This is a genomic window from Paraburkholderia sp. SIMBA_030, from assembly GCF_046535245.1.
GTDB lineage: Bacteria > Pseudomonadota > Gammaproteobacteria > Burkholderiales > Burkholderiaceae > Paraburkholderia.
On record NZ_JAWRXB010000440.1, the window covers coordinates 1 to 275 of the forward strand.

Below are 275 nucleotides of genomic sequence, written 5' to 3' on the forward strand. Positions count from 1 at the left end.
GGCAAGGTGCAACGCCGCAATCACCGAGGCGTGTTCGAGCGCTCGAGACTCCAGCTCCTCAAACGCCCCTTCTTCGCCGTGCAGCCAGACAATGCCCACCACTTCTCCACGAAGCCTGATGGCACCGCCCAGCCTGGGGCGCTGCACGCCCTGCGTCACGACTTTTGCCGTGGTGGTATCGAAACAGCCCGTGAGCGAATCCAGTTCGGTGATTTTCTTGATCAGTGCGCGCTCGGCCAGCGCGTCGACCGCGGGGTCGGAGGCCCCCAGAACAG

Annotated in this window: 1 pseudogene; it reads right to left on the reverse strand. The window is 64.4% G+C overall.

Annotated features, from left to right (window positions below):
• Positions 1-275 (reverse strand): annotated as a pseudogene (locus tag SB772_RS40690) (hypothetical protein); the annotation flags it as partial.